Annotated in this window: 27 protein-coding genes and 1 tRNA gene; 25 read left to right on the top strand and 3 right to left on the bottom strand. The window is 70.8% G+C overall.

Going from position 1 to position 24,154, the window contains the following annotated elements; genetic code table 11:
• Positions 1-46 precede the first annotated feature (46 nt).
• From ACZ37P_RS17210 to glmS, 9 genes are all read left to right on the top strand, one after another.
• Entirely contained in the window at positions 47-2,155 is a 2,109-nt protein-coding gene (locus tag ACZ37P_RS17210) for an acetyl/propionyl/methylcrotonyl-CoA carboxylase subunit alpha (protein ID WP_467347228.1), read from the top strand.
• Positions 2,156-2,256: 101 nt separating this feature from the next.
• The gene (locus tag ACZ37P_RS17205; RefSeq protein WP_467347227.1) at positions 2,257-3,195 is read left to right on the top strand and encodes a hydroxymethylglutaryl-CoA lyase; all 939 of its coding nucleotides are present in this window, start codon (positions 2,257-2,259) and stop codon (positions 3,193-3,195) included.
• A gap of 2 nt (positions 3,196-3,197) precedes the next feature.
• The gene (locus tag ACZ37P_RS17200) at positions 3,198-4,364 is read left to right on the top strand and encodes an acyl-CoA dehydrogenase family protein (protein ID WP_355336996.1); all 1,167 of its coding nucleotides are present in this window, start codon (positions 3,198-3,200) and stop codon (positions 4,362-4,364) included.
• A 112-nt stretch (positions 4,365-4,476) separates the two neighbouring features.
• Positions 4,477-5,925 carry a pyridoxal phosphate-dependent decarboxylase family protein gene (locus ACZ37P_RS17195; RefSeq protein ID WP_467347139.1) on the top strand — a complete coding sequence of 483 codons (1,449 nt, stop codon included), beginning with the start codon at positions 4,477-4,479 and terminating at the stop codon, positions 5,923-5,925.
• On the top strand, positions 5,909-7,255 hold the full coding sequence (locus tag ACZ37P_RS17190) for a lysine N(6)-hydroxylase/L-ornithine N(5)-oxygenase family protein (protein WP_391046919.1): 1,347 nt from the start codon (positions 5,909-5,911) through the stop codon (positions 7,253-7,255). The genes ACZ37P_RS17195 and ACZ37P_RS17190 overlap by 17 nt, the downstream gene beginning before the upstream one ends.
• Positions 7,252-7,854: a GNAT family N-acetyltransferase gene (locus ACZ37P_RS17185; RefSeq protein ID WP_467347137.1), complete on the top strand. Its 603-nt coding sequence runs from the start codon at positions 7,252-7,254 to the stop codon at positions 7,852-7,854. The genes ACZ37P_RS17190 and ACZ37P_RS17185 overlap by 4 nt, the downstream gene beginning before the upstream one ends.
• The gene (locus ACZ37P_RS17180) at positions 7,851-9,794 is read left to right on the top strand and encodes an IucA/IucC family protein (protein ID WP_467347135.1); all 1,944 of its coding nucleotides are present in this window, start codon (positions 7,851-7,853) and stop codon (positions 9,792-9,794) included. Before ACZ37P_RS17185 ends, ACZ37P_RS17180 begins: the two co-directional genes overlap by 4 nt.
• Positions 9,795-9,953: 159 nt before the next feature.
• Positions 9,954-10,229 carry a hypothetical protein gene (locus tag ACZ37P_RS17175; protein ID WP_188280294.1) on the top strand — a complete coding sequence of 92 codons (276 nt, stop codon included), beginning with the start codon at positions 9,954-9,956 and terminating at the stop codon, positions 10,227-10,229.
• A 168-nt stretch (positions 10,230-10,397) separates the two neighbouring features.
• Positions 10,398-12,212: a glutamine--fructose-6-phosphate transaminase (isomerizing) gene (gene glmS, locus ACZ37P_RS17170; protein ID WP_391046926.1), complete on the top strand. Its 1,815-nt coding sequence runs from the start codon at positions 10,398-10,400 to the stop codon at positions 12,210-12,212.
• 201 nt (positions 12,213-12,413) lie between these two features.
• On the opposite strand, the gene ACZ37P_RS17165 is transcribed toward glmS, so the two are convergent.
• A complete protein-coding gene (locus ACZ37P_RS17165; RefSeq protein WP_355336983.1) occupies positions 12,414-12,935 on the bottom strand; it encodes a universal stress protein in 522 nt (173 codons plus the stop codon).
• An 831-nt stretch (positions 12,936-13,766) separates the two neighbouring features.
• Between ACZ37P_RS17165 and ACZ37P_RS17160 the strand changes: the two genes are divergently transcribed.
• The 4 genes from ACZ37P_RS17160 (at position 13,767) to ACZ37P_RS17145 (ending at position 17,254) form a co-directional block, all read left to right on the top strand.
• On the top strand, positions 13,767-15,065 hold the full coding sequence (locus ACZ37P_RS17160) for a helix-turn-helix domain-containing protein (protein ID WP_355336981.1): 1,299 nt from the start codon (positions 13,767-13,769) through the stop codon (positions 15,063-15,065).
• A 5-nt stretch (positions 15,066-15,070) separates the two neighbouring features.
• A complete protein-coding gene (orn, locus tag ACZ37P_RS17155) occupies positions 15,071-15,673 on the top strand; it encodes an oligoribonuclease (RefSeq protein WP_355336979.1) in 603 nt (200 codons plus the stop codon).
• Positions 15,674-15,809: 136 nt separating this feature from the next.
• Positions 15,810-15,885: transfer RNA gene (locus ACZ37P_RS17150), tRNA-His, on the top strand.
• Positions 15,886-16,003: 118 nt separating this feature from the next.
• On the top strand, positions 16,004-17,254 hold the full coding sequence (locus tag ACZ37P_RS17145; RefSeq protein WP_467347131.1) for a tyrosine-type recombinase/integrase: 1,251 nt from the start codon (positions 16,004-16,006) through the stop codon (positions 17,252-17,254).
• Here ACZ37P_RS17145 and ACZ37P_RS17140 read toward each other — a convergent pair.
• On the bottom strand, positions 17,251-17,496 hold the full coding sequence (locus ACZ37P_RS17140; RefSeq protein ID WP_467347129.1) for a hypothetical protein: 246 nt from the start codon (positions 17,494-17,496) through the stop codon (positions 17,251-17,253). The two genes, ACZ37P_RS17145 and ACZ37P_RS17140, sit on opposite strands and share 4 nt — an antisense overlap.
• Positions 17,497-17,658: 162 nt before the next feature.
• Positions 17,659-18,081, bottom strand: coding sequence for an XRE family transcriptional regulator (locus tag ACZ37P_RS17135; RefSeq protein ID WP_467347127.1), 423 nt, complete (start codon positions 18,079-18,081; stop codon positions 17,659-17,661).
• A 209-nt stretch (positions 18,082-18,290) separates the two neighbouring features.
• Here ACZ37P_RS17135 and ACZ37P_RS17130 point away from each other — a divergent pair, with 209 nt between their 5' ends.
• From ACZ37P_RS17130 to ACZ37P_RS17075, 12 genes are all read left to right on the top strand, one after another.
• Positions 18,291-18,635, top strand: a complete 345-nt coding sequence (locus ACZ37P_RS17130) for a helix-turn-helix domain-containing protein (RefSeq protein WP_467347125.1) — start codon at positions 18,291-18,293, stop codon at positions 18,633-18,635.
• Complete coding sequence (locus ACZ37P_RS17125; RefSeq protein ID WP_467347123.1) at positions 18,632-18,898, top strand: helix-turn-helix domain-containing protein; 267 nt, start codon at positions 18,632-18,634, stop codon at positions 18,896-18,898. Before ACZ37P_RS17130 ends, ACZ37P_RS17125 begins: the two co-directional genes overlap by 4 nt.
• A gap of 94 nt (positions 18,899-18,992) precedes the next feature.
• Positions 18,993-19,556: a DUF6197 family protein gene (locus ACZ37P_RS17120; RefSeq protein WP_467347121.1), complete on the top strand. Its 564-nt coding sequence runs from the start codon at positions 18,993-18,995 to the stop codon at positions 19,554-19,556.
• Positions 19,553-19,999 (top strand): hypothetical protein, encoded by a 447-nt coding sequence (locus tag ACZ37P_RS17115; RefSeq protein ID WP_467347119.1) that lies wholly within the window; start codon positions 19,553-19,555, stop codon positions 19,997-19,999. The genes ACZ37P_RS17120 and ACZ37P_RS17115 overlap by 4 nt, the downstream gene beginning before the upstream one ends.
• Complete coding sequence (locus tag ACZ37P_RS17110) at positions 19,996-20,547, top strand: hypothetical protein (protein ID WP_467347118.1); 552 nt, start codon at positions 19,996-19,998, stop codon at positions 20,545-20,547. Before ACZ37P_RS17115 ends, ACZ37P_RS17110 begins: the two co-directional genes overlap by 4 nt.
• 60 nt (positions 20,548-20,607) lie before the next feature.
• The gene (locus ACZ37P_RS17105) at positions 20,608-20,895 is read left to right on the top strand and encodes a hypothetical protein (protein WP_467347116.1); all 288 of its coding nucleotides are present in this window, start codon (positions 20,608-20,610) and stop codon (positions 20,893-20,895) included.
• A complete protein-coding gene (locus tag ACZ37P_RS17100) occupies positions 20,895-21,551 on the top strand; it encodes a DNA cytosine methyltransferase (RefSeq protein WP_467347114.1) in 657 nt (218 codons plus the stop codon). Before ACZ37P_RS17105 ends, ACZ37P_RS17100 begins: the two co-directional genes overlap by 1 nt.
• Positions 21,548-21,676 carry a hypothetical protein gene (locus ACZ37P_RS17095; RefSeq protein ID WP_467347112.1) on the top strand — a complete coding sequence of 43 codons (129 nt, stop codon included), beginning with the start codon at positions 21,548-21,550 and terminating at the stop codon, positions 21,674-21,676. The genes ACZ37P_RS17100 and ACZ37P_RS17095 overlap by 4 nt, the downstream gene beginning before the upstream one ends.
• Positions 21,676-21,957, top strand: coding sequence for a hypothetical protein (locus ACZ37P_RS17090; RefSeq protein WP_467347110.1), 282 nt, complete (start codon positions 21,676-21,678; stop codon positions 21,955-21,957). The genes ACZ37P_RS17095 and ACZ37P_RS17090 overlap by 1 nt, the downstream gene beginning before the upstream one ends.
• Entirely contained in the window at positions 21,957-22,310 is a 354-nt protein-coding gene (locus ACZ37P_RS17085; RefSeq protein WP_467347108.1) for a hypothetical protein, read from the top strand. The genes ACZ37P_RS17090 and ACZ37P_RS17085 overlap by 1 nt, the downstream gene beginning before the upstream one ends.
• Complete coding sequence (locus tag ACZ37P_RS17080; protein ID WP_467347106.1) at positions 22,307-23,326, top strand: hypothetical protein; 1,020 nt, start codon at positions 22,307-22,309, stop codon at positions 23,324-23,326. Before ACZ37P_RS17085 ends, ACZ37P_RS17080 begins: the two co-directional genes overlap by 4 nt.
• Positions 23,323-24,153: a hypothetical protein gene (locus ACZ37P_RS17075; protein WP_467347104.1), complete on the top strand. Its 831-nt coding sequence runs from the start codon at positions 23,323-23,325 to the stop codon at positions 24,151-24,153. Before ACZ37P_RS17080 ends, ACZ37P_RS17075 begins: the two co-directional genes overlap by 4 nt.
• Position 24,154: the final 1 nt, after the last annotated feature.

Below are 24,154 nucleotides of genomic sequence, written 5' to 3'. Positions count from 1 at the left end.
GGGCGTGCCGACCATGAACACCGCAACCGCCGGGAGCGCGAGCCCCATGTTCGACACCGTCTTGGTCGCCAACCGCGGCGAGATCGCCGTCCGCGTGCTGCGGACCCTGCGGGAGCTGGGCGTCCGCTCGGCCGCCGTCTTCACCGACGCCGACGCCGACGCCCGGCACGTACGCGAGGCGGACACCGCGGTACGGATCGAGAACTACCTGTCGGCCGCCGAGCAGGTACGGGCGGCCGTCGAGGCGGGTGCCCAGGCGGTCCACCCCGGCTACGGCTTCCTGGCGGAGAACGCGGCCTTCGCCCGCGCCTGCGCCGAGGCGGGCCTGGTCTTCATCGGACCGCCCGCCGAGGCCATCGAGCTGATGGGCGACAAGATCCGCGCCAAGGAGACGGTCCGGGCCGCGGGCGTCCCGGTCGTGCCCGGCAGCACGGGCAGCGGGCTCACCGACGACCAACTGGCCGACGCGGCACGGGAGATCGGCCTGCCGGTGCTGCTCAAGCCCTCGGCGGGCGGCGGCGGCAAGGGCATGCGGCTGGTGCGCGACGAGGCCCTGCTGGCCGAGGAGATCGCGGCGGCCCGGCGCGAGGCGCGCGGCTCCTTCGGCGACGACACGCTGCTGGTGGAGCGGTGGATCGACCGCCCGCGGCACATCGAGATCCAGGTCCTGGCCGACGGCCACGGCTCGGTGGTGCACCTCGGCGAGCGCGAGTGCTCGCTGCAACGACGGCACCAGAAGGTGATCGAGGAGGCCCCCTCGGTCCTGCTCGACGAGGCGACCCGGCAGGCGATGGGCGAGGCCGCGGTGCAGGCCGCCCGCTCGTGCGGCTACACGGGCGCGGGCACGGTGGAGTTCATCGTCCCCGGAGCCGACCCCGGCGCGTACTTCTTCATGGAGATGAACACCCGCCTCCAGGTGGAGCACCCGGTGACGGAGCTGGTCACCGGGCTCGACCTGGTCGAGTGGCAGCTCCGGGTGGCGTGCGGCGAGCGGCTGGGCTTCGGACAGCGGGCCATCGCCATGACCGGCCACGCCATGGAGGCGCGGATCTGCGCGGAGACCGCCAGAGCGGGCGACGGCCGGGTGGACTTCCTGCCGTCCGCGGGCACCGTCGTGGCGCTGGCCGAACCGACCGGCCCCGGAGTGCGCGTCGATTCGGGTCTCGCGGTCGGCACGGAGGTGGGCACGGCCTACGACCCGATGCTGGCCAAGGTGATCGCCTACGGCCCCGACCGGGCCACGGCGCTGCGTCGGCTGCGGGCCGCGCTGGCGGACACCGTCGTGCTGGGCCTGGACACCAACACCGGTTTCCTGCGCAGGCTGCTGGCCCACCCGGCGGTGGTCGCGGGCGAGCTGGACACCGGGCTGATCGACCGGGACGCCGCCGAACTGCTGCCGCCTGGCGTGCCGGACGAGGTGTACGCGGCGGCGGCGCTGCTGCGGCAGGCCGCGCTGGCCCCGGCCCCGGACGCGGGCGGCTGGACCGACCCGTTCTCGGTGCCGAGCGGCTGGCGGCTGGGAGGCGAGGCGGCCTGGACGGTGCACCACCTGCGGGTTCCCGGCCGGGAGCCGGTGACGGTACGGGTCCGCGACGGCCTGGTGCGGATCGGCGAAGGACCGGCCACGGCGGCCCGGTTGACGCTGGACGGACCGCGCGCGCTGCTCCACCGCGAGGGCACGGTGACCGCTTTCCGGCACGCGGGCGAGTGGCTGGGCCGGGACGGCGACGGCTGGTGGGTACGGGCGTACGACCCGGTGGCCGCGGCCCTGCGCGGCGCCGCGGGCGGGGGCGGGGGCGGCGCGCTGACCGCGCCGATGCCCGGCACGGTCACGGTGGTGAAGGCCGGCAAGGGGGACGAGGTCGTGGCGGGCCAGAGCCTGCTGGTGGTGGAGGCCATGAAGATGGAGCACGTGATCACCGCCCCGCACGACGGGACGGTGTCCGAGATCGACGTCACCGCGGGCAGCACCGTGGCGATGGACCAGGTGCTGGCGGTGGTCGCCCCGTCGGCCGCGCAGGACCCGGCCGAGGCGGCAACACCCGCGGCAGCCGCCGGAACAGCGCCCGAGCCGCCCGCCGGACCGACCGCCGCGCGGACCACCGCATCCGACGCCGCACAGACCACCGCGCCGACTGCCGGGGAGGCGTCATGAGCACCGCCGACCGGAGCCCGGCCGCGTCCGGGACACCCACCAGCGCCGCCGCGGGTACGACGACGGACGCGACCGGCGGCGCGCTGCCCGCCGGACTGCCGATGGCCGTACCCGCGGCCGGGCTGCCGACGGCCGTGCGGATCCACGAGGTCGGCGCGCGGGACGGATTGCAGAACGAGAAGGCGACCGTGCCGACCGCCGTGAAGGCGGAATTCGTGCACCGGCTCGCCGCGGCCGGGCTCGGCACGATCGAGGCGACCAGCTTCGTCCACCCCAAGTGGGTGCCCCAACTGGCCGACGCGGCCGAGCTGATGCCGCTGCTCGCGGACCTGGACCCGGCGGTGCGGCTGCCGGTGCTGGTGCCGAACGAGCGGGGTCTGGAGCGGGCGCTGGAGCTGGGCGTCCGGGAGATCGCGGTCTTCGGCAGCGCCACCGAGTCCTTCGCCCGCGCCAACCTCAACCGGACGGTGGAGGAGTCGCTGGCGATGTTCGCCCCGGTGGTGACCAGGGCCAGGGACGCGGGCGCCACCGTCCGCGGCTATCTGTCGATGTGCTTCGGCGACCCCTGGGAGGGCCCGGTCCCGATCGGGCAGGTCGCCGCCGCGGCCCGGCGGCTGTACGAGCTGGGCTGCACCGAGCTGAGCCTCGGCGACACGATCGGAGTGGCGACGCCCGGCCATGTCACGGCGCTGCTGGACGAACTGACCGGCGGCTCCGGCGGCACCGGCGTCCCGGTCGACAAGCTCGCCGTGCACTTCCACGACACCTACGGCCAGGCGCTGTCCAACACGCTGGCCGCGCTCCAGCGGGGCGTCACCGTCGTGGACGCCTCCGCTGGCGGCCTCGGCGGCTGCCCGTACGCCAAGAGCGCCACCGGAAACCTCGCCACCGAAGACCTCGTCTGGATGCTGCACGGCCTCGGCATCCGTACCGGGGTCGATCTGGACCGCCTCAGCGCCACAAGCGTGTGGATGGCGGAGCACCTGGGACGGCCGAGCCCGTCCCGTACCGTCCGCGCCCTGACCCACCAGGAGCAGTAGCCATGTCGATCGACCACCGTCTGTCCGCCGAGTACGAGGAACTGCGCGCCACGGTCGCGGAGTTCGCCAAGGACGTGATCGCGCCGAAGATCGGCGAGTTCTACGAGCAGCAGGAGTTCCCGTACGAGATCGTGCGGGAGATGGGGCGGATGGGCCTGTTCGGGCTGCCGTTCCCCGAGGAGTACGGCGGGATGGGCGGTGACTACTTCGCGCTGTGCATCGCGCTGGAGGAGCTGGCCCGCGTGGACTCCTCGGTGGCGATCACCCTGGAGGCCGGGGTGTCGCTGGGCGCGATGCCGGTGTTCAGGTTCGGCACCGAGGAGCAGAAGCGCACTTGGCTGCCGAAGCTCTGCTCGGGCGAGATGCTGGGCGCGTTCGGGCTGACGGAGCCGGAGTGCGGTTCCGACGCGGGCGGCACCCGTACCACCGCGCGGCTGGACGAGGCGACCGACGAGTGGGTGATCAACGGCACCAAGTGCTTCATCACCAACTCGGGCACCGACATCACCGGGCTGGTCACGGTGACGGCGGTGACCGGCCGCAAGGACGACGGCAGGCCGCGGATCTCCTCGATCATCGTGCCGTCGGGGACGCCCGGCTTCACGGTGTCGAAGAAGTACAGCAAGGTCGGGTGGAACGCGTCGGACACCCGCGAGCTGTCCTTCGCCGACTGCCGGGTGCCCGCGGCGAATCTGCTGGGCGAGGAGGGCCGGGGCTACGCGCAGTTCCTGCGCATCCTGGACGAGGGGCGGATCGCGATCTCGGCGCTGTCCACCGGTCTGGCGCAGGGCTGTGTGGACGAGTCGCTGTCGTACGCCAAGACCCGGCACGCCTTCGGGCGTCCGATCGGTGACAATCAGGCGATCCAGTTCAAGATCGCGGACATGGAGATGCGGGCCCACACGGCGCGGCTGGCGTGGCGGGACGCGGCGTCGCGGCTGGTGCACGGCGACGAGTTCAAGAAGGAGGCGGCGCTGGCCAAGCTCTACTCCTCCGAGATCGCGGTCACCAACGCCCGTGAGGCCACGCAGATCCACGGCGGCTACGGCTTCATGAACGAATACCCGGTGGCCCGTATGTGGCGGGACTCCAAAATCCTGGAGATCGGCGAAGGCACCAGCGAGGTGCAGCGCATGCTGATCGCAAGGGAGTTGGGGCTGGTGGGCTAGAACACCCGCCTGCGGGGAAGAGTGATCCCTGAGACAACTGGGACACAGGACCGTTGAAGCGGTGAGTTAGGTTAGGCTAACCTAACTCAGCCGCTCAACGAGAGGTCTGCCCATGCGCTCACACCTGCTCAACGACGCCACGACGGAGCACTATCTGCGCTCCGTCTCCCAGGGAGTCGAGCGGGTGGCGGCCACCCTCGCCGCGACCGACCGGCCTTTCACCGGTATCACCCCGGAAGCCCTCGCGCCCCGGATCGACGCGATCGACCTCGCCCAGCCGCTCGGCGACACCGCCGCCGCGCTGGACGAACTCGAAGCGGTCTATCTGCGCGACGCCGTCTACTTCCACCACCCCCGCTACCTCGCGCACCTCAACTGCCCGGTCGCCATACCGGCCGTCGCCGCCGAGGCCGTGCTCAGCGCCGTCAACTCCTCCCTCGACACCTGGGACCAGAGCGCCGGCGCCACCCTCATCGAGCGCCGCATGATCGACTGGACGGCCGAGCGCGCGGGCCTCGGCCCGGCGGCCGACGGCGTCTTCACCAGCGGCGGCACCCAGTCCAACCTCCAGGCGCTGCTGCTCGCCCGTGAGGAAGCCGTCACCCGCGGCGCCGCCTCCTCGCGGCTGCGCATCCTCGCCTCCGAGTGCGGCCACTTCAGCGTCCAGAAGTCCGCGAAGCTGCTCGGCCTCGGCGCCGACGCCGTCATCGCCGTCCCCTGCGACCAGAACAAGCGGATGCAGAGCCTCGCGCTCGCCCGCGAGTTGGACCGCTGCGCCCGCGAGGGCCTGACCCCGATGGCCGTCGTCGCCACCGCGGGCACCACCGACTTCGGCTCCATCGACCCGCTGCCCGCCATCGCCGACCTGTGCGAGCGCCACGGCGTGTGGCTGCACGTGGACGCCGCGTACGGCTGCGGCCTGCTGGTCTCCCCCACCCGCCGCCACCTGCTCGACGGCATCGAGCGCGCCGACTCGGTGACCGTCGACTACCACAAGTCCTTCTTCCAGCCCGTCAGTTCGAGCGCCCTCCTGGTCCGCGACCGCACCACGCTGCGGCACGCCACGTACTACGCCGACTACCTCAACCCGCGCCGCACCACCACCGAGCGCATCCCCAACCAGGTGGACAAGTCGCTCCAGACCACACGGCGGTTCGACGCCCTCAAGCTGTGGATGACGCTGCGCGTGATGGGCGCCGACGGCGTCGGCCAGCTCTTCGACGAGGTCGTGGACCTGGCCGCCGAGGGCTGGAAGCTGCTCGACGCCGACCCGCGCTTCGAAGTGGTCGCCCCGCCGACCCTGTCCACGCTGGTCTTCCGCTGGATCCCGGCCGCCGTCACCAGCCCGGCGCTGATCGACCGCGCCAACCTGCACGCCCGCAAGGCGCTGTTCGCCTCGGGCGAGGCCGTCGTGGCGGGCACGAAGGTACGCGGCAGCCACTACCTGAAGTTCACCCTGCTCAACCCCCGCACCACCCCCGCCGACATCGCCACCGTCCTCGACCTGCTCGCCGAGCACGCGGACCAGTACCTGGGAGACGCACTTGTCCACGCCTCGTGACCCGGACTCGGCATCCGAACCCGCCGCGCCGGAACCGGAGTTCGACTTCATCGCGATCGGCCTCGGCCCGTTCAATCTGGGCCTGGCCTGCCTGACCGAGCCGATCGACGACCTCAACGGCCTCTTCCTGGAAGCCAAACCGGACTTCGACTGGCACTCCGGCATGTTCCTGGAGGGCAGCACCCTCCAGACGCCGTTCATGTCGGACCTGGTGACCCTCGCCGATCCCACCTCGCCCTTCAGCTTCCTCAACTACCTCAAGGAATCGGGGCGGTTGTACTCCTTCTACATACGCGAGAGCTTCTATCCGCTGCGCGAGGAGTACAACGACTACTGCCGCTGGGCCGCGGCCCGCATCCCGTCGATCCGCTTCGGACAGACGGTCACCGAGGTGACCTACGAGGACGGCGCAACGCACGACGGCACGCACGAGGGCACGCACGGCGGGACCTACGTCGTACGGACCGCGAGCGGCGCGGCGCACCGTACGCGCCGACTGGTCCTCGGCACCGGCACACCGCCGTACGTCCCCGCCGCCTGCGAAGGGCTCGGCGGCGACCTCATCCACAACTCCCGCTATCTGGCGGCCAAGAGCGACCTCCAGCGCAAGCGCAGCATCACGATCGTCGGCAGCGGGCAGAGCGCCGCCGAGATCTACCACGACCTGCTCCAGGACATCGACGCGCACGGTTACGCGCTGAACTGGGTGACCCGCTCGCCGCGCTTCTTCCCGCTCGAATACACCAAGCTCACGCTGGAAATGACGTCGCCCGAATACGTCGACTACTTCCATTCCCTGCCGTCCCCGGTCCGCGACTCGCTGAACGTCTCGCAGAAGAACCTCTACAAGGGGATCAATTCGGAGCTGATCAATGACATCTTCGACCTGCTCTATCTGAAGAACCGGCGCGGCAAGGTCCCGACCCGGCTGCTCACCAACACCTCGCTCGACAGCGCGCGGTACGACGCCGACAGCGGCACGTACACCCTCGGACTGTGCCAACGCGAGCAGGGCGGGGAGTTCACGATCGACACCGAGGGCCTGGTCCTCGCCACCGGCTACCGCTACCAGGTGCCGGAATTCCTCGCCCCCGTCCGGGACCGCATCCGCTGGGACGAGCAGGGCCGTTACGACGTCACCCGCGACTACGCCATCGACGTCACCGAGCGCGCGATCTACGTGCAGAACGCCGAACTGCACACGCACGGCTTCGTCTCCCCCGACCTCGGCATGGCCGCCTACCGCAACTCCCGCATCATCCGGGAGCTGCTCGGCCGCGAGCACTACCGCGTGGAAAAGGCCATCGCCTTCCAGGAGTTCACCGCATGAGCAGCACGAACAGCATGAGCGGCGCAAGCACCGCGAGGACCGCAAGCACCGCGCACAGCGCGGGCAGCACCAGCACAGACCTCGACTTCACCTTCCGCCCGGTCGACCCCCTCGCCGACGCCGACCTGCTGCACACCTGGGTGACGCACCCGAAAGCCGGTTTCTGGCTGATGGGCGACGCGAGCCGTTACGACGTCGAGCGCGCGTACACCGAGATCGCGCAGGCCCCGTACGAGGCGGCGTTCCTCGGCCTCCAGGACGGACGGCCCGTCTTCCTGATGGAACGGTACGACCCCGCGCGGGTCGAACTCGTCGGGCTCTACCCGGCGCGGCCCGGTGACGTCGGCATGCACTTCCTGGTCGCGCCCTGCGACACCCCCGTGCACGGCTTCACCCGCGCGGTGATCAGGGCGGTGATGGCCGAACTCTTCGCCGATCCCGCGACCCGCAGGGTGATCGTGGAGCCCGACGTCCGCAACACGGCGGTGCACGTACTCAACGAGACGGTCGGCTTCGAGATCATCGAGCGGATCAAGAAGCCGGAGAAGGACGCCTTCTTGAGCATCTGCACCCGCGAGCGCTTCGAGGCCACCCGATGACCGACATCGACCACCTCACCCCGGAGCTGTGGGAGCGGGCCACCCGCCACCTGGTGGCCAAGGCCCTCGCCGAATTCGCCCACGAACGCCTGCTCACCCCGGAGCCCGCGAGCCAGGACGGCCAGCACGGCCAGCACGGCCAGCACGGCCAGGACCGTCAGCACGCCCCGGACGCCCGGCACGGTCAGAAGGACCACGACAGCTACCTCGTCCGCAGCGACGACGGCGCCACGACGTACCGTTTCGCCGCCCGCCGCCTGGCCCTCGACCACTGGCGGATCGACCCGGCGAGCGTCACCCGCCACCGGCAGGAGGCCGAACTCCCCCTCGACGCGCTCGACTTCATCACCGAGCTGCGCACCACCCTCGCCATCAGCGACAGCGTCCTGCCGGTCTACCTGGAGGAGATCAGCGCGACCCTCTCCGCCGCCGCCTTCAGGCTCGCCGCCCGCGACCGCGCGCCGGTGAGCGCGGCGGAGCTGACCCGCGCCGGATTCCAGGCCATCGAGACCGGGATGACCGAGGGCCACCCCTGCTTCGTCGCCAACAGCGGCCGGCTCGGCTTCGGCGCGGACGACCACCCGCGGTACGCGCCCGAGGCCGCCTCCCCCGTCCGGCTGATCTGGCTGGCCGCGCGCCGCGACCGCACCACCTTCAGCGCGGGCGCGGGCATCGACTACGAGGACTTCCTCACCGCCGAACTGGGCCGCGAACAGCTCCGGCGCTTCGCCGCCGCGCTGACCGGCCGGGGCCTCGACCCGGCCGCGTATCTGCTGATCCCGGTCCACCCCTGGCAGTGGTGGAACAAGCTCTCGGTCACCTTCGCGGGCGAGGTCGCCCGGCAGCACCTGGTCTGCCTCGGCCCCGGCGACGACGCGTATCTGGCGCAGCAGTCGGTCCGTACGTTCTTCAACACCACCGTCCCGACCAGGCACTATGTGAAGACGGCGCTGTCCGTCCTCAACATGGGCTTCATGCGCGGCCTGTCCGCCGCGTACATGGCGGCCACCCCGGCGATCAACGACTGGCTCGCCGAGCTGATCGCCGCCGACCCCACCTTCACGGCCGCCCGCTTCTCGATCATCCGCGAGCGGGCGGCGATCGGTTACCACCACCGGCAGTACGAGGCGGCCACGGCGTACGGCTCCCCGTACCGGAAGATGCTGGCCGCGCTGTGGCGGGAGAGCCCGGTCGCGGACCTGGAGCCGGGCCACCACCTGGCCACGATGGCGTCGCTGCTGCACACCGACGCCGACACGAGCACGGGTACGGACACAGGCACGGGTACGGGTACAGGTACGGACACAGGCACCGGCACCGGCACGGACGCGGGCACCTCCTTCGCGGGCGCCCTCATCGCCCGTTCCGGCCTCCCCGCCGAGACCTGGCTGCGGCGCTACCTGGACGCGTATCTCGTCCCGGTGCTGCACAGCCTCTACGCCTACGGACTGGCCTTCATGCCGCACGGCGAGAACGTGATCCTGGTGCTGGACGAGACCGGGACGGTGCGGCGGGCGGTGTTCAAGGACATCGCGGAGGAGATCGTGATCATGGACCCGGAGACGCCGCTGCCGCCCGAGGTGGAGCGGATCAGGGCCGAGGTCCCGGAGGACGAGCGGGTGCTCGCCGTCTTCACCGACGTCTTCGACTGCTTCTTCCGCTTCCTCAGCGCGATCCTCCACACCGGGAAGATCCTGGACGAAACGGTGTTCTGGCGGACGGTCGCCGAGTGCGTCGCCGACTACCAGGCCGCCCACCCCGACCTCGCCGACCGGTTCAAGCGGTACGACCTCTTCGCGCCGGAATTCACCCTGTCCTGCCTCAACCGGCTCCAGCTCCGTGACAACCAGCAGATGATCGACCTCGCCGACCCGTCGGCCGCCCTCCAATTCGCGGGCACCCTCCCCAACCCCCTGGCGGCCCACCGGCCGCACCCGTAACCGGGCCAACCGGGCCAACCGGGCCGACCGGGCCGTCCGCGCCCGCAGCAGTGCCGTCTTCGTCCGTAACGGCCGAATTTTCACCCCCTTGGCCGCTTTCCCTGCCCGAATTCGGGCAGGATTCTTGCAAAGCGCAGATGATCACATCAGTATCGACGGGTGCTCGAACGCCGGACGTCCTACGAGGACCTGATCGACCACCTGGTGCGCTCCACGCCGCTGCACCGCGGCGAGGCGAGCCGGGTGGTGCTGGACGTGCTGGCGTACTTCGACGAGACGACGGAGGAGTTCGTCCGCAGGAGACACCGCGAACTCCAGGCCAAGGGCCTGGTCAACGCGGACATCTTCGAGCGGATCGCCGAGGAGCTGCCGCACCGCGCGGTGGCCCCCTCGGCCCTCTCGCAGCGCCAGCTCCGCCGCATCGTCTACGGCTGAGCGACCGAGCCAACGATGCGGCCGAGCGACCGAGCGACCGAGCCGACAATGCGGTCGAGCGGCTGAGCGGCTGACCGGCCGAGCACCGTCGGCCACCGGGACAGGGCACCCGGGGGCCGAAAAGAACAGAACAGAACACGGACAGACACAGGGACGAGGGACGACCATATGTGCGGAATCGTCGGATACATCGGCAGGCGTGACGTGGCACCGCTGCTTCTCGAAGGGTTGCAGCGGCTGGAGTACCGGGGTTACGACTCCGCGGGCGTCGTGATCACCGGAAAGTCCGGCGAGCTGAGGACCGTGAAGGCCAAGGGCCGGGTGCGCGAGCTGGAAGCCCGCATCCCCAAGCGCTTCGCGGGCACCACCGGCATCGCGCACACCCGCTGGGCCACCCACGGCGCCCCGAGCGACCACAACGCGCACCCGCACCTCGACGGGGACAACAAGGTCGCGATCGTCCACAATGGGATCATCGACAACGCGTCCGAGCTGCGCGCCAAGCTCTCCGCCGACGGCGTCACCTTCGCCTCGGAGACCGACACCGAGGTGCTGGCCCACCTGATCGGCCGGGCCCAGGCGGAGACCCTGGAGGAGAAGGTCCGCGAGGCGCTGCGCTCGGTCGAGGGCACCTACGGCCTCGCCGTCCTGCACCGCGACTTCGCCGACCGCATCGTCGTGGCCCGCAACGGCTCCCCCGTCGTCCTCGGCATCGGCGAGAAGGAGATGTTCGTCGCCTCCGACGTCGCCGCGCTCGTCGCCCACACCCGCCAGGTCGTCACCTTGCAGGACGGCGAGATGGCCACCCTCAAGGCCGACGACTTCCGCACGTACACCACCGAGGGCTCGCTAACCACGGCGACGCCGACCACCGTGGAGTGGGAGGCCGAGTCGTACGACATGGGCGGCCACGACACGTACATGCACAAGGAGATCTCCGAGCAGGCGGAGGCGGTCGACCGCGTGCTGCGCGGCCGGATCGACGACCGGTTCTCCACCGTGCACCTGGGCGGCCTGAACCTGGAGCCGGGCGAGGCCCGCCGGGTGCGCCGGATCAAGATCCTCGGCTGCGGCACCAGCTACCACGCGGGGCAGATCGGCGCCGGACTGATCGAGGAGCTGGCCCGTATCCCCGCGGACGCCGAGCCCGCCTCGGAATTCCGCTACCGCAACCCGGTGGTCGACCCCGACACCCTCTATGTCGCGGTCTCCCAGTCCGGCGAGACGTACGACGTGCTGGCCGCCGTCCAGGAGCTCAAGCGCAAGGGCGCGCGGGTGCTGGGCGTGGTCAACGTGGTCGGTTCGGCCATCGCCCGCGAGGCGGACGGCGGCACCTATGTGCACGCCGGGCCCGAGGTCTGCGTGGTGTCCACCAAGTGCTTCACCAACACCGTGGTCGCCTTCGCACTGCTCGCCCTGCACCTGGGCCGGATCCGCGACCTGTCGGTGGCCGACGGCAAGCGGATCATCGAGGGCCTGCGCCGGCTGCCCGGCCAGATCGACGAGATCCTGAAGACCGAGCCGGAGATCAAGGCGCTGGCCAGGCGGTACGCGGACGCCAAGTCGATGCTGTTCATCGGGCGGGTACGCGGCTACCCGGTGGCCCGCGAGGCGTCGCTGAAGCTCAAGGAGGTCTCGTACATCCACGCGGAGGCGTACCCGGCCTCGGAGCTGAAGCACGGGCCGCTGGCCCTGATCGACCCGTCCATGCCGACGGTCGCGATCGTGCCGGACGACGACCTGCTGGAGAAGAACCGGGCGGCCCTCGAGGAGATCAAGGCCCGCAGCGGGCGCATCCTCGCGGTGGCGCACCAGCCGCAGGAGAAGGCCGACGACACCATCGTCGTACCGAAGAACGAGAACGAGCTGGACCCGATCCTGATGGGCATCCCGCTCCAGCTCTTCGCGTACCACACGGCCCTCGCGCTGGGCCGGGACATCGACAAGCCGCGTAACCTGGCGAAGTCCGTGACCGTCGAGTAGCCGAGCGATCGGCTCGTCGCCGGTCGCGCATACGGCGAAGGCCCCCGCCAGCCCGGCGGGGGCCTTCGTAAATGTCCGTACGGGACGATCCCGCACGGAACGTGCGACCGCCCGCCACGACCCTCCGCGACCCTCCGCGACCCTCCGCGAGCCACCGCGACCCGCCACGACCCTCCGTGAGCCGCCGCGACCCTCCGCGCCCTACGGAATGACCACCACGGGCCGCTGCGCCCGCCGCGCGAGCCGCCCGGCGACCGAGCCGAAGATCCGGCCGACCAGGCCGTGCGTCCCGCCCACCACGATGGCGTCGGCCTCGTACTCCCGGCCGACCTCCTCCAACTCGTGGCAGATGTCGCCGCCGCGCTCCACCAACACCCAGGAGATCTCGGCGAGGTGGTCCGCGCAGGCCAGTTCGAGGCCGAGGACTTCGGTGCGGTGGTCGGGCACGTCCACGAAGACCGGCGGTTCGCAGCCCGCCCACACGGTGGCCGGAAGCCGGTTGGCGACGTGCACGATGATCAGCGCGGAGTGCGTCCTGCGGGCCATGCCGATGGCGTAGGACAGGGCGCGCTCGCTGGAGAGGGAACCGTCGAAGCCCACCACGACCCCGTGCCGGAAGGCAGGATCGCAGGCGTGCCGCAGCGCTGGAGCCTGCTCGGGCAGCGCCGCCGACTCGGCGAGCGGCCTGCCGTCGGCGGGCTCGGGAAACTCATGACCGGCCATGATGCGGATTCTCGGCGAGGGCGGCGCTGACGCGCCGAGCGGCGGACAAGGACGGTGCGCGCGGGGCGGGCCGCCGGAACCAGCCGGTTTCGGCCAGTTCGCCACTTCCCGTCCCACTGACTCCAGAGTACGGCCGCGGAGACCGCCTGCACAGGCTTGCCGGGGCTCCACAGCCCTGTCGTACCCGGCAGGTACCCGGAGTTTCCGGAAGAATGCCGGAGCCGGGCCCAGAGTGCAACGCCATCACGCCAACCGGCGGCACGGTTCAGCGCACCGGCGCACCGTGGGGGCGCATCGGGATCACCCGTCCGTGGCTCTTCCGGAACGCCTCGGAACCCCGCCGCAGGGACCTCGGACCGGTGCGCAGGACACCTCCGGCGCACGTGAACGACGTGTTCGGGCTCCGGCAGGCGCGCCGGCCGGCCGCGCGCCGCGCACCGCTCCCCGCACGCGGTGGGCGCACCACCCGGCGCCCTTTACGCACACCGGCCCGCCGAACGACGTTTTTCGGCCAACTTCTCTTCCCTGCGCGCCGATTGGGCTTCCGGATCATTAACACCCCCACCACCTGCGGTTCTACGATGCCCAAAGACGCGGAGGGGGCGTTTGGTGGCCCGTGTGGCGGGAGGCGTACTTCCCAGCGGGCTCAGCGAGTGAAACGCTTCGTGATCGAATGCTTTACGCCACGTTGTCTTGTCGACTTAGCGTCAGATGGTGAACTAGTCACTAACGCCCCACCTGACACAGTAGATTTGATCATGGGTGGCCTCATGGGGGAAAACATGCAGGACCGAGGGGACGACGCGTCGATTCGAGGGGGGCTTGAGCTCCATGAGCCAGGAGTCCAGTTCCGTTACGGCGGCGGACAGTCCGTCGCAAGCACCATCGGCATCGCCTCGCGCCATTCGTAAACTTTCCGCGCGACGCCGACCGGAAGTCGTCGCCGTGCTGCTCTTCAGCGGCGGACCGATCTTCGAGAGCTCCATACCGCTCTCGGTCTTCGGCATAGACCGGCAGGACGCGGGCGTGCCCCGCTACCGGCTGCTGGTCTGCGCCGGGGAGGACGGCCCGCTGCGGACCACCGGCGGACTCGAACTGACCGCGCCCTACGGCCTGGAGGCACTCTCCAGGGCCGGCACGGTCGTCGTGCCCACCTGGCGCTCGATCTCCCAGGCGCCGCCACCCGAGGCGCTGGACGCGATCCGCCGCGCCCACGAGGAGGGTGCCCGGATCATCGGACTGTGCACCGGCGCCTTCGTGCTGGCCGCCGCCGGGCTGCTGGACGGCCGCCCGGCCACCACACACTGGATGTACGCGCCCACGCTCGCCAAACGGTATCCCTCGGTGCACGTGGACCCCAGGGAACTGTTCGTGGACGACGGCGACGTCCTCACCTCCGCGGGGACCGCCGCCGGGATCGACCTGTGCCTGCACGTGGTGCGCACCGACCACGGCGGCGAGGCCGCGGCGGCGCTGGCCAGACGCCTGGTCGTACCGCCCCGCCGGGCGGACTGGCAGACCGGTCAGCGACACCTCGACCGGTCTTTACCCGAGGAGATCGGCGCCGACCCGCTGGCCGAGGTCGTCGCCTGGGCGCTGGAGCATCTTCACGAGCAGTTCGACGTCGAGGCGCTGGCCGCGCGCGCGTACATGAGCCGTCGGACGTTCGACCGGCGGTTCCGCTCGCTCACCGGCAGCGCGCCGTTGCAGTGGCTGATCACCCAACGGGTGCTCCAGGCGCAGCGGCTGCTGGAGACGTCGGACTACTCGGTCGACGAGGTGGCGGGCCGCTGCGGCTTCCGCTCGCCCGTCGCGCTGCGCGGGCACTTCCGGCGGCAGCTCGGCTCCTCCCCCGCGTCCTACCGGGCGGCCTACCGCGCCCGCAGGCCGCAGGACGAGCCGGACCGCACGCCGCCCGCACCCGACCTGCCGCCGCCCCGGCGCGGCCCGGTCTCCCAGATCCTGGCCGCGCCCGGCAAGACGGACAGTGACGCCTACGTCGCCGCCCGTGTGCCCGAGCAGCCCGGCAGCAGGGCCGAGGCGGCCGAGAGCGCGTCCCGGGGGCGGCTGCGCGCCCCACGCAGCCTGGGCGCCGCACTGCCCGGCTCACGGGATCGCCCCGTAGGGTGAGGCGTATGAACGACCGGATGGTGTGGATCGACTGTGAGATGACCGGGCTGTCGCTGGCCCACGACGCGCTGATCGAGGTGGCCGCGCTCGTCACGGACTCCGAGCTGAATGTGCTCGGGGACGGGGTGGACGTGGTCATCCGGCCGCCCGACGAGGCGCTCGTGACCATGCCGGACATCGTGCGGGAGATGCACACCTCCTCCGGTCTGCTGGAGGAGCTGCCCGGCGGGATCACGCTCGAAGAGGCCGAGAAGATCGTGCTGGGGTACGTGCGCGAGCACGTGGCCGAGCCGCGCAAGGCGCCGCTGTGCGGGAATTCGGTCTCCACCGACCGCGGCTTCCTCGCGCGCGACATGGGGACCCTGGAGCAGCACCTGCACTACCGGATCGTGGACGTCTCCTCGATCAAGGAGCTGGCCCGCCGCTGGTACCCGCGCGCGTACTTCAACAGCCCGGAGAAGAACGGCAACCACCGGGCGCTGGCCGACATCCGCGAGTCGATCGCGGAGCTGCGCTACTACCGCGAGGCCGTCTTCGTCCCCCAGCCGGGGCCGGACACCGACACCGTGCGGGCCATCGCGGCCAAGCACGTCCTGCCGGCGGAGTAGCGCGGCCGGAAGGCCCTGCTGAGCGGCCAGGAAAGGCCGCGGGAAGCGGCCGCGAAAGCTCGCCAAAAGGGATGCGCGAGCACGCCCCCGCACCCTGTACACTTCTTCAGGTCGGCGCCTGAAAGCGCCGGACATGGTGGGTGTAGCTCAGTTGGTAGAGCACCTGGTTGTGGTCCAGGTGGCCGCGGGTTCAAGTCCCGTCACTCACCCCATGTGATCAAGGCCCGACCTGCGAAAACAGGCCGGGCCTTCTTCATGCCCTGAACCTTGGGAACACGGCGGGAGCACAACCCCCTCCCGGAACCGCCCAAATGGGTCTACCGTCCCGCCATGGCAAGCATCGTGGAACGCCCCAAGAGGGACGGATCGATCACGTACCAGGTGAAGTGGCGCGAAGGCGGGGGCCGCAGTGCGCCCGGGCAGTCGGAGAACTTCGACGGCCCCGACGCCGCCGAAACCTTCAAGCAGCTCGTCAACCTGCACGGCCAGCACTGGCCACCGGGCTGGGTCAAAGGCGCCGGGTTCGTCGAGCCCGACAGCAGCCCCCACGACGTCCCGCTCCTCGACTACGCCCACCGCTACGCCGACAAGCTCACCGGCATCGACGCCCGGACCCGCAAGGACTACAAGCGGGACATCGACAACCACTTCACCGGCATCGCCCACATCCGCGCCGACGGCGTCACGGTGCCGGCCACGATCTGCAACGTCGTCCAGGACGACGTCACCGGCTGGGTCCGCGACCAGGAGGACGGCGTACGCGACCCGGACGACCCGACGAAGTGGCTGCGGGCGGTGGCCCGCCCCAAGAGCATCGCCAACAGGCACGGGTTGTTGTGGTGCATCTTCCAGGCCGCCGTCGATGCCAAGCCTCCGCTGCGCGCCGACAATCCCTGCGCGAAGACGAGGCTGCCGCGGGCGGACGACGGCATCGCCGAGGAGATGTGCTTCCTCGAACACGACGAGTGGGCGCGGATCCGGATGGAGTTCACCGACCCTGACGCCGGGGACCTCGCGGACTTCCTTGTCGGTACCGGTCTGCGGTGGGGTGAGGCGACCGCGCTCCAGACGCGGGACGTGAATCTCCGCGAGGGCACGATCAACGTCCAGCGGGCGTGGAAGCGGATGGACGACAACACCTTCCAACTGGGGCCGCCGAAGACGCGGAAGGCCCGCCGCATCCTGGTGATGTCGCCTGACCAGATGTCGATGCTGCGCCGCCACATGGCGGGGCAGGCCCCGGAGCAGTTCGTGTTCCGGGGCGGCATGGGGTCGGCGTGGCGGCACTCGAACTACTACAAGCGGAAATGGCTGAGAGCGCTCGATGCCGCGGCGGAGAAGGGGTTGACGAAGCGCCCGCGGCTGCACGATCTGCGGCACACGCATGTCGCGTGGCTGATAGCGGCGAACATCCCGCTCCCGGCGATCCAGGCGCGGTTGGGGCACGAGAGCATCACGACGACGATCGACCGGTATGGGCACCTGGTGCGGGCGATGGACGACGAGATCAGCGCGGCGGTGCAGGCCGCGATGGCGGCGACGGCCCTGTCGCAGGACCGGCACCTGGGGATCGTGAACTAGCTGGCGTGCTTCACGTGGTGGGGCGGTGTCGTGGCCACGTCGTCCCGCCGGAGCGTCCAGATCCCGCTTCTGGTCAGGTGAGTGCCGAGGCGGTTGAGTTCTGCGACAACTTCGGTCATGGAGGCTCCGTCACGGATGAGGAAGCGCTGCTGACCGTGGACTTCGAGGATGACGACGGTGTGGCCGGGGGGCATGTCACCTTCGGGAATGATCCTGAAGATCTCGTCCACTGGTGTGGCCATGGAACCCCCTCGCGCAGGCACCTACCCACGCTATCCGAGCATGCGTTCGAATGCATGTGTTCGGACAGTGCGCAGACGGTGTTCGGACTGTGCGCCCCCCAGGCGGATCACAAAGGATGCCACTTCGGTCACGTTCCGACTACCCCGCAGGTAAAAGTCGTACTAGCTCGAACTTTCTCCCGAATCCCTGGAGTTGATAGGGAAGGTCTCCGCGATGGCAAGCAGCCGTTCAAGATCGTCCGGAGACATGCTGCTCGCCCGATGCGCAAGGAGTCGAACCTTGCCTTCGGCATCCACGTCGGCGGCCTCGATCCCGAAGAACTGCTCGCCGGCCGCATCCTGAAGCTCCCGGAGCGGGACCTGGAGCCCGGCAGCCAGCGCGCGTAGCTGAGACGCGGTGGGCGGCGTCACGGACAGGCGCTTCTCCAGGCGGTGGAGCCACCCGGTTTTCACCTCGTGGCCGTCCGGATCAGGATCGACGGACCGCTGCGCGAGCGTGGCGAGGCTGATCCTCAGCCTCGCCCGTCTGTCGATGACGAGGTCGGACAGGGCGTACGACGTCCGCTGTTCGGCCATGACCTTCATCTTGCCACTCCTGTGCGCGCAATGGGCCGTGGGGTGTCCATCTGGCGGACGACCCCAGCGGGGCATTTGCCCTGCTCGCGGCCGTTCCACGTTTCGCGTGTTGAACGCAGTGTCCAGCAAGAGGAACGCGGACGCCAGGGCGCACCGAGTCAATGTCTGGTTTTGGTAACAGGCATTTCACGGGATGGACGGATCGTTCATCTCATGCAATGCTCTTCTCATTCAACTCGATGAACGAAACATTCCACGAGGCGAACGTGACTCCAGACGCACCCATGTACCGCCCGGTCGACATCGGCCTGTTCAGACAGCTCATGCGGCGCACCGGCACCGGTGCCCCCGTCACCACCCGCAAGCTCGCCGAAGCGGCCGGAGTCGCCCACGGCACCATCGGGAACCTCATCACCGGGGTCAAGGAAGAGGTCGACGAGCAGACCGCTCACGCCCTTGCCCACCGGTTGGGCGTGGACCTCCTGGTCGTTTTCGAGCCGGTCTGCCGCAGCACAACGGCAGTTGTGGCAGCGGGCTTTGCGCCGGAGCAGGTGCCAGCGTGAAGCGGCGGTTGTCCTACGACGAGGCTGCCGCCGAGCTCGGCGTGACGGTGACGTGGCTCCAGAGGCACATCACCAAGCTGCCCCACGGAAAGCTCGGCCGGTTCGTGTACTTCACGGAAGCCGACCTGGAGCGGATCGACGAGCTGTTCCACCACGAGCCGCAGTCCGGGCCGGTCGCCCGGCCGGTGTCGGTCCCTGAGACGCCGTCCGGTCACCCGCTGGGGTGGCTGAAGCCGATTCCGTCGCGCAGTCGCGCGTCCTGATCCCGCCCCCACGTGGCGCGGGGCCGCCTGCCCTGTCCGGCCGACGACCCCACTCGGCGCCACCCACCGCACATCACGAAGGAAGGCGAACGCCTTGACGAATCGTATCGAGCTGCCGGACCTGTTCCGCAGGGCCGCAGAGATCATCCAGACCAACGGTCACCACCAGGGTGACTACATCCCCGACCCGCGCAACCGGGTCCTGCACGCGCTGCCCGCCGAGCGGCCGATGTCGATCGTGGCCGCGCTGCGTTGCGCGGAGACCGGTCACCCGCAGCGGTTCGGTCCGGCGTCGACCGGCGGCATCCGCTTCCTCGCGGAGCGCCTGGAGGTCGACGGCGAGCTGCCGTCCTGGCCGGACGACACGTGGATGGAGCTCCACGTTGCGGCGTGGGGTGACGTGGCGGGGCGCACGGTCGCGGAGGTGGTCGACGTGCTGCTGGCTGCGGCTGAGGCCGCGCCGTCGGCCGGGACCGTGGTGGTGCCGCGCACGGTGACGTTGGGCGACGGGACGGCGTGGGAGTTGTGGTCGGTTCCGGCTGACGGTGAGCCGCTGTACACGGTGGCTGGGGTGCGCGGTGGTCCGGGTGCGCCGCAGGCCACTGCGGCGGATCTGTCGGCCCAGTTCGGCCCCGTTGCCGTGGGGAGTGCATGGTGAGCGCCGGGACGGTGGGGGCCGCGATCGGCCCGCTGGCTGCTCGGTCGTGGATGCCGCGTATCAGCTCGTGGGAGATCGCGGAGACCGACGGTGTCTGGGGTGCTCACGGGGAGTTGGCCGCAGAGGGGTCGATGTCCGCGATGGCGACGCTGAAGAAGCTCGCGGCGGACGTCGGCGGCGAGGTCGTTGAGGCCACTGAGCGGCTGATGGTGGTCGACTTCGTGGAGGCGGACTACGAGGTCCCGGTGCGCGTGTGGTGGCTGCGTCCGATCATGCGGTGGATCACGCCGGAGACGTGCGCGACGTGCCCGACGAAGCTCGGTGACCCCGGCGTGCGGTTCGTGCGGCTGGGAGAGGGCGACCGCGAGGCGCCGGTGATCTGCGTGCCGTGCCGGGACCGGATGCAGGCCGAGTGGGTCGCGCAGTCGGGCGGTGCCCTGTGAGCGCCCCGCTGAGCCCGGAGCGGCTCGCGGAGATCGCGGCGCTGCTCACGCAGGCGCAGGACGTCGAGGAGCTGTGCACCCGCAGCCGGTCCACCATTCGGGAGTCCCTCGGTCTCTATGGCGAGGAGTCGCTGGCCGAGCTCGTGGGCGGTGTCCGTGCCGGTGTGCCCGCGCTGCTGGCCGAGGTCGAGCGGCTTAGGGAGGACGGCGCCCGCCTTCAGCGCGTCGCCGATCGAGAGCACAAGGCGTTCATCGACACCCACAACGCCCTGAACCTGCTCCGCGACGATGCGAACGCCCGGATCGTCGCGCTGGAGCAGGAGTTGGCGTCGGCGAACGCGTCGCTGGACACGGCGGCGAAGGCGCTGCGGGCGCGGGACGAGCGGGTCGCCGAGTTGGAGGCGGACGCCGTACGGCACCGTGCCGCAGCGTCCCGGTGGAACACGGCCGAATACATCATCGAGCGCGCCTACTGCCACGGCGGGGACCCGGATGCGCACGAGCTGGCCGAAGCGTTGGGCACGACGGCTGCTTGGGATGCGTCGTGATGGCCGCCGTGTGCTGGAACTGGTGGCCGCCGAGCACGCCGAGCACGCCGAAGCCGGGTGATGACGATGACCAGTGACGTGCTGCTGGTCGTGTCCACGACCGTGGTCCTGGGCTCCGTTGGTGCCTCCCTGCTCGTCGGGTACGAGGCGGGCCGTACGGAGCAGATCGCCGCCGCGTGGACGGACGGGTGCGAATGGCTGGCCGTACGGCGGGCGCAGGTAGTCCGCCTGTCCCGCAGGTGCCTCGCCGCCGTGCTGGTCGCGGCCCGCGCGGTCAAGTGCACCTTGTGCGCGGTGCGGTGGCCTGCTCACGGGCACCACCGGGGACACCGGGCGGGGGTGGCGTGATGTCACTCCCCGGCCGCGAGCCCAACGGGCTGACCGTGCTGGACCTGTGCTGCGGCGCGGGCGGCCTGTCCATGGGCTACTACCTCGCCGGGTTCGATGTCGTCGGCGTCGACATCCGCCCGCAGCCGCGCTACCCGTTCACCTTCGTCCAGGCCGACGCACTGGAGTACGTGGCTGCGGCCACTGCGTCCGGCGAGGCCGCCCGCTACGCCATGATCCACGCCAGCTTTCCGTGTGAGGGCTTCGCTACCGTCACCAGGTGGCGCGGCAACCCGGCGAACCACCCGGACCTGCTCACGCCCGGCCGCCCGCTGCTCGTGGCTTCGGGCCGCCCGTACGTCGTGGAGAACGTGCCCGAGGCGCCGCTTCGCGCCGACTACGAGCTGTGCGGAACCCAGTTCGGGCTGCACGTCAAGCGTCACCGCGCCTTCGAGACGTCGTGGGGTGGCGGCGGGGATCTGCTGTCGCCGTGCTGGCACCCGTCGTGGCTGCACGCGTTCGACCACTCGCAGGAGCGGGCGTACGCGGACGCGATGGGCTGCACGTGGATGACGAACGTCGAGGCCCGGAAGGCGGTGCCGCCTGCGTACTCACAGTGGATCGCCGAGCAGTGGCTGGCGCACCACCGCGACGACCGGGCGGGGGTGGCTTCGTGACCGCCGTGTGGGTCGTCTCCGCCGCCCTGGCCTACTTCGCCGTCGCCATTCCTTCCGCCTGCTGGCTTGGTCGCCGTCTGCGCCGCCAGCAGCCCACCAACCACCCGCCCAAGGGGGGCAACTGATGACCGGACCCGAGCACTACACCGAAGCTGAACGCCTGATTGCCGGGCGGCACTTCCCCGCCGACCCCGACCTGGGCGACCCGGCCAGCTATCACCCGGCGACCGCCGACGACATCGCCCAGGCGCAGGTGCACGCCATCCTCGCGCTCGCCGCCGCGACCGCGCTGGCCGCCAGCCCCGCCGGGCATATGCCCATCGCCGACTACAACGCCTGGCGCGCCACCGCCCACACGCCGGACGTGCGCACCAGCGCCTACGACGCCGAGACGGCGGGTGCGTGATGCCCGAGCCCCGCCAGCACCGCATCCACGCCACGCCCCGCCCCGACGGGTCCACCGTCGAGCTGGAGGGCTTCATCCACCAGAGCCTGGTCGACCTGATCAACCTCCTCCGCAACAACGGCGTGCTCTGGGACGACCTCACCGCGCTCATTGACAACCCCCCGGCGCCGCCGGACCCGTACCGGCCCGAGCAGAGCATGCCGACCGAGGACCTGGTCGAGCGGATCGCCGCGCACCTGCCCACCGGGGTCCGGCTGGAGCGGAAGGCCACCGCCGCGCTCGGGGCCACGCTCACCGGCATCGCCCGGCAGCAGGCCCACAGCACGGCGGCCGACGAGCAGGTGGCGGCATGAATGCCAGTGAGTTCAACCGCCTGTACCCCGTCGGCACCCGCGTCACCGCCTACCCCGGCGCCCGACCGGAACTGACCCCCAACGCCAAGCGCGTCGAGACCACCACCCGAACCCCGGCGCAGACGTTCCACGGCACGCCCGTCGTGATGGTCCACAACTGCGGCTCGTGGATCGCCCTCACTCACGTCGACCCGGCCCAGCCAGCCGAGGCGTACACGCCGCCCACCCATTACATGCGTACCGACGGCACCAGGACGTGCGTGCACACCATCCCCGTCAACTCGGGCTCGTGCCCGGACTGCTGGGACCTCGTCAAGTGGGATCACGTTGAACGTGCCGCGCCGGGCGCCGAGCAGGCCGAGGCCATCCCCGCGTGGGTGGCGTCCTACGACAGCGCCACCTTCACCCCGCACCTGATCGGCCACCTGACCGATGAGATGACGGCGAAGCGCGCCGCCGAGGCGTGGTTCCGCGCAAACCGGGAGACCGAGAACAACACCGACTGGATCGCCGACCCGCAGCTTGCGACCGGCGAGTGGGACGTCTGGGACACGCTGGTGGAGGTCGGCGAAGAAGGCCGCCTCGTCTGCGGCACGGATATCGTCGTCCGCCACCGGGCCACCGCACCCGCCCCCGCCGCCGGGCAGGACGACACCAGCACGGCCACCGACACCACGCCGCTCACCGTCCGCTGGGATCGCACCGTCATCCACCCCGGCGCGGACAGCGACGACGACACCATCGTCTGCTGCCTCACCGACACCGGCCGCCCCGTCGCCCTGCTCCTCGACGACGAGCTGCGCGAAGCCCTCGGGCTGCTCCTCGTCGACCCGGACGGCGACGGCGAAGCCACGGCCGAGGCGGAGCGCTGCGGCGTCTACGAAGGCCACGGCGAGTCCTGCGACTACCCGGCCGTCACGGGCGGAACCCACTGCCAGTACCACGCCGAGCAGCCCCCGCCCGCCCCCGCCGACGGCTACGCGGGCACCCGCGGCGAACCCGGCGGTGACGCATGACCGATCCGCGTCTCGCGGTCGCCACCGAGCGGGGTCGCTACTACCGCGACCCCGCCGGGGGACCCGACCTCATCTCCGTCACCAACGCCCTCGGCTCGATCCACAAACCGGCCCTCGTGCCGTGGGGCGCCGGGCTCGTCGCCGACCACATCATCGCCGCACCGATCGAGACCGCCCGCCGCGCCCGCACCGAACGCACCGCCCTCCGCAAGGAGTTGGTGGCCCTGCCGTACAACAACAGCGAGCGGGCGAAGAAGCTCGGCACCCGCATCCACGTCCGCGCGCAGGCCGCCGTCCTCGGCACCCCGTACGCCGACGACCCGGAAGTCGAGCCGTACGCCGTCCAGTTGGCCAGGTGGTTCCGCCTGTGGAAGGTGGACTTCGAGCGGGACATCGTCGCCACCGAGTCCACCGTCTTCAACCGGAAGTACGGGTACGCCGGGACTGGCGACCTGTGGATCTGGCTTCCCACCGGCCCGCACGCCCGGCGTCAGCTCTGGCTCGTCGACTACAAGAGCAGCGCGAAGAAGCCCGACAGCGTCGTCTACGACGAGCAGCCGCTCCAGCTCGCCGCCCTGCGCCACGCCCCGCTGATCATCCTCCCCGACGACACCGAGGAGCCCGCGCCGAAGGCGACCCGCACCGCGCTGCTCAACCTCCGGCCGCGCTCGCACCGGCTCATCGAAGTGCCGTCCGGCCGCGCCCAGTTCCGGGGCTTCCTCGGCGCGCTGGCCACCTCCCGCTACCTGCACTCCGCACCCGCGGCCAGCGCGTGCCCGACGGTCGTTCCGTCGTGGGCCCCGGCCGCCGACCGAAAGGCAGCCTGAC

Source organism: Streptomyces sp. NPDC024632, assembly GCF_055559175.1.
This window is presented reverse-complemented; position numbering and strand designations above follow the sequence as displayed.